Genomic DNA, 401 nt, shown 5'->3' with positions numbered 1-401 from the left:
ACTTAGGGTATCAAAGCCCTAATGATTTTGAATTGAAAATTAATGAGTTAGAAAAAGTAGCTTAACTAGGGTGACTGAATTTACTTGACCAGGTCAATTCTTCAGGTTTTAAGTCGTTATAACGTTGACTAGTTGTAATAAACTCAATAAGCCTAGGGTTATAATTTTTATGGCTTATTATATTTCGATACTTTTTTTCCTGATAGATAATATCAAGGTATTCTGATTTCATATCAGAGAAATACAATCGGTTGTATAAAATATGAGCTTTATCCATTTTTGATAAGCTATTGATGTTTAATTGCATATTCTCTCCACCTTTGATCACCCAGTGGCATTAACTTTGATCGCTTATTCTCATTAAGCTTTGATCACTAGTATCACGTGTAAATGATCACTTT

The 401-nt window shown here is 30.9% G+C and carries 1 protein-coding gene; it reads right to left on the bottom strand.

The features are described from left to right. Positions 1–61 precede the first annotated feature (61 nt). On the bottom strand, positions 62–307 hold the full coding sequence (locus tag FCS21_RS16700; RefSeq protein WP_138624552.1) for a hypothetical protein: 246 nt from the start codon (positions 305–307) through the stop codon (positions 62–64). Positions 308–401 lie beyond the last annotated feature (94 nt).

This window comes from Colwellia ponticola (assembly GCF_005885605.1).
GTDB classification, from domain to species: Bacteria; Pseudomonadota; Gammaproteobacteria; order Enterobacterales; family Alteromonadaceae; genus Colwellia; species Colwellia ponticola.
This window is presented reverse-complemented; position numbering and strand designations above follow the sequence as displayed.

Excerpts from the sequence above, each read along its gene's own strand:
- FCS21_RS16700 (WP_138624552.1), bottom strand. The coding sequence starts at position 307 with ATGCAATTAAACATCAATAGCTTATCAAAAATGGATAAAGCTCATATT.